Below are 6507 nucleotides of genomic sequence, written 5' to 3'. Positions count from 1 at the left end.
CGCATTCTTGGCACCTGTGGCCTAGTGTTGCGCTGGGCTTTTCCCGTTTTGTTGTATTTCAGCGGGAAGGTGGCCGAGTTCTCCACTGGGCACCCACTTTTTTGGCTGGCACCTGTTGCGTGCCCGTGGCACCCGTTTTCGTTGCGTTGAGTCTTGTGCCGAGGCGCAACGGAAGGACACCCCAGGCCGGGAGTCTGACGACTGGGGTGTTGCGCGTTGCGCGCTACGGCGTGGGACTACGATCGCGTCTTTGGTTTGACCCCCAGTTCCCATAGCAGGTCGATGTTGCGGAGGTATAGGGAGACGTTCTCGGCCGAACTGTGGATGATCGAGTGCTCGCGCCCATCGACGGCGTCAACTTTTGCCGTCCACGGATCTTCCAGGCACTGGCAGACATCCTCGATATCGTCGCGATACTGCTGTAGCGCTTTCGGGGTCCAGGTCCGCATTGCTTCTGGAGCCAGCAACACAGAGAGCGTACCCTTGCGCTCCCCGATATACCGCACAGGGGAGAGCAGGCCGCCGATGTAAAGCATCATGAGCGCGTCGATCACGCGATCGTCATGGTCCTCGTCCCAGATAACAGCGAGGTCAAGGAATGCACAGCGATCGAGCCGGTTCAGAAGCTCGTCATGCCAGACTGGCGCCCGCAGGATGGAGTAATGTGTTCCCCGGCCGAGGTTGCCCACAGGGCGAGTTTCGTCATGCAGGGTCTGGAAGAAGGGGCAATAGGACATGAACGCTCCTTTCGGGAGAGAGGCGGCTTCCGCCGCGGAACCGCAGCCATTTCGTGGCTGCGAGCATCAATGCAAACAGTATCACGCCGGAGGCATTCATTTTCGCCGCGCGCTTAGTTTCCGCGTTTAGAGTTCTCCGGCATCGGGACGATTGCCGCTCCGGGTATGGCACCGAGTTCTGCAAGCTTGTCCCGGGCGTCGCGATACTGCTCGTAGAATTTGGCCCACCTGCTGAATCCGCCCAGTTCGCCAACTGCACGTAGCATAGCGACGTGGGAAGCCGTCAGCAATTGCACGGTGGCTTCAAGCTCCGCGATCTGGAGGTCCTTGTCGGCGAGCGTCGCGGCCATGTCAGCGCCAGATCGCTTGGCAGCGCGACCACGCCAGCGTCGGTATTCCGCTTGGCGCTGCTGATACTCGGCAAGCAGCCTGCGGCGTGACTCGCTGCGAGTGATCGACGACGCCGCGCTGATGGACGGGTGCAGCCGGGCGACGGCGCGCGCCGTGATGTCCTCGTCGTTGGTCAGCAACACCTCGAGGATCTCACGCATTTTCCCGTCATCGGCCGACGCCGCTTCATTGGCTTTATTCATCAAGTACTCCCCGTTGTCGGGGCAAGGAGAGGTCACGGCCATCGGGGAAGGGACGCTTGCCCGGCTGCGTTTCGAGTAGCCCTTGCACCCCAGCCAGCCGCTTTTCTGCGTGGTCGAGCTGGTTTTGCCAACCAATGCTGGTCGATGGGCGGGCCTTGATCGTTTCCACGGCAAGCTTGAGCTGGCCCTCGAGCCGAATCAGATTCCGCCTATGCTCTGGCAGGTCAGTGGCCGAGAGGTGGCGACAGTCGGCGAAGCACTCCAGATGCTTGGCGCATGGATCGACCGTGAATGAGTTCAGGCAGTGCCCATAAGGGGTGGCATGGAATCCGTCTGCTTCGGCACGCAGGTACTCGTATGCGGCCGCGTCACCTTCCGTTTTTTGGATGCGACGGAAGGCATCGACGATCGGACCGCTGGCCTTGCCGCCCTTAATGAGCCGGGCAACCGTGCCGGCTTTTTCGCCGAGCAGGATCTCGACGTCCTGTGGAATTTCGATCTGGTCAAGATCCTCCGCCAGGCTGCGATGGTCGTATTCATAGCTTTGTGCAACGCTGCGCCGGTTGAAGCGCTTTGAGATGATCGTGTCGGCAACGCCAAGCCGGAACAGCTCGGTGTTCTGCAGATGGCGCAGCATGTGTGCCTCGATCTTCAAGGCCCGGTCTTCGTCGGTCTGTCCGTACTTTTCAAACAGCGTCGGCAGGGGCTTCGCGTCACCCAGGGACTGTCCAATGAACGTAGGGTCTGGCCGGTTGACCGCTATGTAGCGGGTCACATCGCAAAGCCCATCGTTGCGCTCCTCGGCCACCGACCGTTTGGGCTGCAAGAACAGCAACTCCCAGGGCTCAACGAATCCCGTGGCCAGCGGAAGCCGCATGGTGTCGGATACCTTCGTTGGCGTCGTGAACCGGATATGCTCCTCGAGCTCGCCAACGTGCAAGTACGCACCGTGCCACTCCATCCGCTTTCTAAGGCCGATCGGCGAGCCATCCGCATATCGGAAGCGCATGCTGGTCTTGCCTTCACGCATCGCCTTCACCAGACGATTCCCAAACACGTAGACAGCCATGTCGAGGGTCAGGACGCCATTGCGCCACAGCGCACACTGGTGGTCATGCAGTTCATCAAACACTGACGGATCGAGGCCATCGCGGTAGCGTTTTATGAACGGATCTCGCTCAATGCCTAGCCAGAATGGGTTACCTGCCAGACGGGTGTAAAGCTCGACGACAGGTACGAGACTGTCGACCGGATACCACGGCAACAGTCGCTCTGTCTCGCATTGCAGTTTCAACGTTGCGCGGAGAGGTTCTGTGAGCTTGGCTACACGGTCAAGGGTCTCGGTCAGCAGCGCCCGGAACATTTCTGGGACCGGCTGGGCGCTTTCAAACAGGACGCGACTGTCTGCTTCAGCGTCCTGCTGCTTTTCCGCAAAGTGGCGCACCATCAGGGAGGTCGAGATGCCGCCGGACTCACCGGCTGGACGACCATTCGAGTCCAGATACGTCCGCTCACGCTTCCAGTCGATCGGCAGTAACGCAACTTCCCCTGCACGCATGCCGGTCACGATCAGCGTGCGCACCGCAGCGAACCGCAGCTCATCCATGAACGTGCGTGGCCGTTCGGTCATCACGATGCGGGTCAGCTCCCAGAACGCCCGACGTTCAGGCAGGCGTTCGCCGCGCTTGCGAGCCTCCAGGTCGGCCCGCAATTCCTCCTGCGACCAGGTATGCTTTGCCTTGTTCGTCCCGTTTGCTTGCATGCGCGGGACAGCTAGCGATGAGTACAAGGGGCCTGCATCGCAAATGTGCTGAGCGTCAAACACCGTCTTGACGATGCCGACCACCTGATCCCCCAACTTGCCAGTCGCCTGGCATGCTGTTGCAATACGAATCGCGGCACGCAGATCATCGGCGGTCAGTTGCCACGGGTCCTTGTCCACGCAGGTTGCGATCACCCGCAGCGGACGCGCGATGCTATGTGCCACATACCGCGTGGTGTTACGCCTGAACAGCAACTGTTCAGCCACCGCTGCCTTAATCAGGTCTTGCCACGAGACAGTCAGCGCTCGCTGGGGCAGTGGCATCAAGCCACGCTCGACGCGCTCTGCGTTGACGATAGCCAGCGCCTTCGCCTCAGCGCCGAGATCCCGCAGGTAGTGGTTTGGGGGTGGAACGTCACCGGTAACCGCCGTCAGATTCCAGCCAACACCGTCACGAGCAGCGCCTGCCTCGTCCAGAGGTATGTCCCAGTGCAGGCCCTTTTCATGGGCGAGTGCCTTGCCCAGCTCGATGAAGGCAGCGTAGTGTGGGTTCATCGGCGCTCGCCTTCTAACTCGTCGATGACCGCCTGTATTTCGGCGATCGTGCGCTGCAGTTGCAGGTAGGCCGGCGATCGGGCATCACCACGGGAACTCCGCTCGAAGAGGGAGACCACTTCACGCATCGCGGCCAGCACACTTTCGTGCATCGCTTTGTCGTGCAAAGGCATAAATTTCCTGCACCCATAGCACGACGTCACCGGATTGTAAGGGCAGGCTGGTTGCCCTGACGTGCAGCCGCCGATGCCGGCAATCGGGATGCCGTGAGGCACGCCGGCGATCTGCTGTTCTCCCTTGAGCTGGGCGAGCTCTTCCGGGGAGATGAACCGATCGTGCGCGATCTTTGCCACCCGCCGGTATATCTCTGACGCGCCGAGCGCCCGGTTGACCCGGTCCGCGTGAGAGGCTGAAGCCGCAAAGTACACCAACCCCGTCCGAACATCGGAATGCCCCATGAACTCGGCCAGTTCTTCGTGACTTGCACCAGCGTCAACGAGGCGTTGGGCTGCCGTATGCCGAAGGTCCATCGCGCAAGCATCATCCCCGATGAGGCGTTCCACGCAGCGGGCAATCCGAGCGCCAGCTTCATGATTGGAACTGACACCGAAGACGCGATCGCTCGCGTCGAGACCGTGCAAGTCTGCATAGGCAACCAGGGCCGTGAACAGCACCGCCCACTCCTGTTTCACACGACGGACCATCGGCCTTTTGCGAAGCCTTCCCCGCTGCTTGACCATGACGAACGTGAGGTGAACGGCCGGCTCGCCACTGGGTTCTTGCTGCCAGACTCGTACATCACGCCTTGTCAGCATCGCGACCTGAATGGGACGCATGGCAAACTGATAGGAACAGAGCACCATCGCGGCCTCGCAAAGCTCGTCATGCGCAACGCCTGACCAGCCCCGAGTTCTCACGCGTTCCGATGTCTCGTCCAGGTAGCGAACAATCACGGCTTCTTCATCAGCGCTCAGGAAGACATCCCCTGACCGCACACCAGCATATGCGTCCGACGCGGGGCCGGGCAGGGCGGTGCTGACATAGGTCAGATACGACTCGGACCAGCCGTGCAGGCGATGCCTGCATAGCAGCCGCAGGACCGCCTTAACGAAGCGATAGGCGTCAGTCGGCAACTGACGGGCGCGCAGCGCCATCCATATCGCTGAGATGCGGGTTGGACCGGCTGCAACAATGCGGTCGACGTCATGCACCTCGAGATGCACTGCTGCGGCCAATACATTGAAGCAGGTCGAGATATGCAAGTCTTCGCCCAGCAGGAAGACCAGTAGATGCGTCTGCAGAGCCCCGTAGACGGCAGGATACCGGCCGAAGTCGAGCCGATACATCCGACCATTGATGTGAAGTCCGAAGACGTCTGTCTGACGGCCTGCCGGGATGGAGCGGAGTTGGTCGTCGAAGTCGTCGTAGTAGCGTACTACAGGCGGTAGCTCCGGCAATGACGCCACCATGCTTGCGAGCACCGATGGCTCGGCTTGCCCACGAAGCCGGGATGGAAGGACCTCCAGCATGATCAGCGTCCCTGCGGCAGCGCGCGCAGCAAGGCCACACGATCGTCGAACGCGTCGTTCCATATGCTCGCGAGCCGGCTTTCAAAGACAGCTCTGGCATAGCGCGAAGGCATGTCCGACTCTTTCGACCATCCGAAGAATGTACGCAGCTTCTGCAGCGCTTCGGGCATCGAGTCGCCTCGCTCGAGCAACTGGTGAAGCCGCAATACGGCGCTGGTATGCCGGAGATCGTGGCAGGTGACCGACCTTTTTCCGGTGCGGTCGTGCAGTTCCTGCAGCACCTCCGTAGGCAACGCTTTCGATATCGTTGTAAAGATCTTCGTCAACGACTCTGTGGAAAGAGGGCCGCCAGTCTGGGCGCTTAACATGAACGAATGGGAAGGCCGGCCCCGGTAATTTTCGCAATAGATCTGCACCAGGCCCGCCGTTGCGTCGCTGACGGGAATTTGCCTGACCGAATGGCGTGTTTTGATGCTGGGTTTCGAGTAGCGGCTGTCGCTGCCAGCTTCTTCATACTCGTTTTGCCGGACGTTCAGCCAGTACCTCGTCCGGCCAAGTTCGCGGTCATAGCTGCTCTTGATGGCGTCCGCTGGCAGCAGCAAGAGTTCGCCGCGGCGCAGACCCTGATGCAGCATTAGCACGAACGCAATGAAGACCCGCCAACGCGTGTGTGCGCGCTGGAAGGGATTGGCATCCGATTCCGGATCCAGGATCTGATAGAGACTCTCGACCACGCTGGAGGGCAACGACCGGACGGTCTCGCTGCGGGCACCTTGGCGAATGTGAAGCTGGCGGTAAAGCGTCGATAGTCGGTGGATGCGCGCCTCGATCTGTCGCATCTTCGCGTCCGCCGACTTCGACAGCCATGTGACCACCGATGTCACGAATGCCAGTCCGGTCTGCCACCGGGCCTCATTGCTGCGCGTGGCGACTGGCTGATTACGCAGACTCACGAACCACGACTCGAGAATGTCCGCAAGCCGGGAATCGTCAAGATCGGAGAGCGCGTCATCCAGCGCATTCGTCTGGAATGACCGATCCGCATGCTCATACAGGTTCTCGATGTACCGCAGCCGCATGGCCTGCGTGGACGTTGCCCATTGCGCCCCCGCGATGACCAGCCAGACCGCGGCCCAATACCTGGGCATGTGGTTGCTGTCGACCAGCGCAACCCCCTGGAGCGCCCGCGGCACGGCGACGGCGCTGACCTGAACAAACATAAAACCCACAACAAAACGCAACGGCGAAAGATACCATAAAAGCACTTTTCCGTTGCGGTATCTGAAGTCTCCAACCCGTACTACACGCAACACCTCAGAACATACCAGTAG

Annotated in this window: 5 protein-coding genes; all 5 read right to left on the bottom strand. The window is 60.6% G+C overall.

Going from position 1 to position 6507, the window contains the following annotated elements:
* Positions 1–236: 236 nt before the first annotated feature.
* Positions 237–737, bottom strand: a complete 501-nt coding sequence (locus LDO29_RS27995; RefSeq protein ID WP_224082977.1) for a hypothetical protein — start codon at positions 735–737, stop codon at positions 237–239.
* Between the two features lie 113 nt (positions 738–850).
* On the bottom strand, positions 851–1330 hold the full coding sequence (locus tag LDO29_RS27990) for a hypothetical protein (RefSeq protein WP_224082976.1): 480 nt from the start codon (positions 1328–1330) through the stop codon (positions 851–853).
* Complete coding sequence (locus LDO29_RS27985; protein WP_224082975.1) at positions 1323–3647, bottom strand: hypothetical protein; 2325 nt, start codon at positions 3645–3647, stop codon at positions 1323–1325. Before LDO29_RS27985 ends, LDO29_RS27990 begins: the two co-directional genes overlap by 8 nt.
* Entirely contained in the window at positions 3644–5176 is a 1533-nt protein-coding gene (locus LDO29_RS27980; protein ID WP_224082974.1) for a site-specific integrase, read from the bottom strand. The genes LDO29_RS27985 and LDO29_RS27980 overlap by 4 nt, the downstream gene beginning before the upstream one ends.
* A gap of 2 nt (positions 5177–5178) precedes the next feature.
* Positions 5179–6507 (bottom strand): tyrosine-type recombinase/integrase (locus tag LDO29_RS27975; RefSeq protein WP_224082973.1); only part of this gene is annotated, 1329 nt, incomplete at its 5' end.

It is taken from the genome of Cupriavidus laharis (genome assembly GCF_914271435.1).
Classification (GTDB): Bacteria; Pseudomonadota; Gammaproteobacteria; order Burkholderiales; family Burkholderiaceae; genus Cupriavidus; species Cupriavidus laharis.
The sequence above is the reverse complement of the archived record's forward strand: the minus strand, read 5'-3'. Positions and strand labels throughout refer to the sequence as shown.

What these genes read in the sequence shown, in the direction of transcription:
- LDO29_RS27995 (WP_224082977.1), bottom strand. Translation starts at nt 737, where the DNA reads ATGTCCTATTGCCCCTTCTTCCAGACCCTGCATGACGAAACTCGCCCT.
- LDO29_RS27990 (WP_224082976.1), bottom strand. Translation starts at nt 1,330, where the DNA reads ATGAATAAAGCCAATGAAGCGGCGTCGGCCGATGACGGGAAAATGCGT.
- LDO29_RS27985 (WP_224082975.1), bottom strand. Translation starts at nt 3,647, where the DNA reads ATGAACCCACACTACGCTGCCTTCATCGAGCTGGGCAAGGCACTCGCC.
- LDO29_RS27980 (WP_224082974.1), bottom strand. Translation starts at nt 5,176, where the DNA reads ATGCTGGAGGTCCTTCCATCCCGGCTTCGTGGGCAAGCCGAGCCATCG.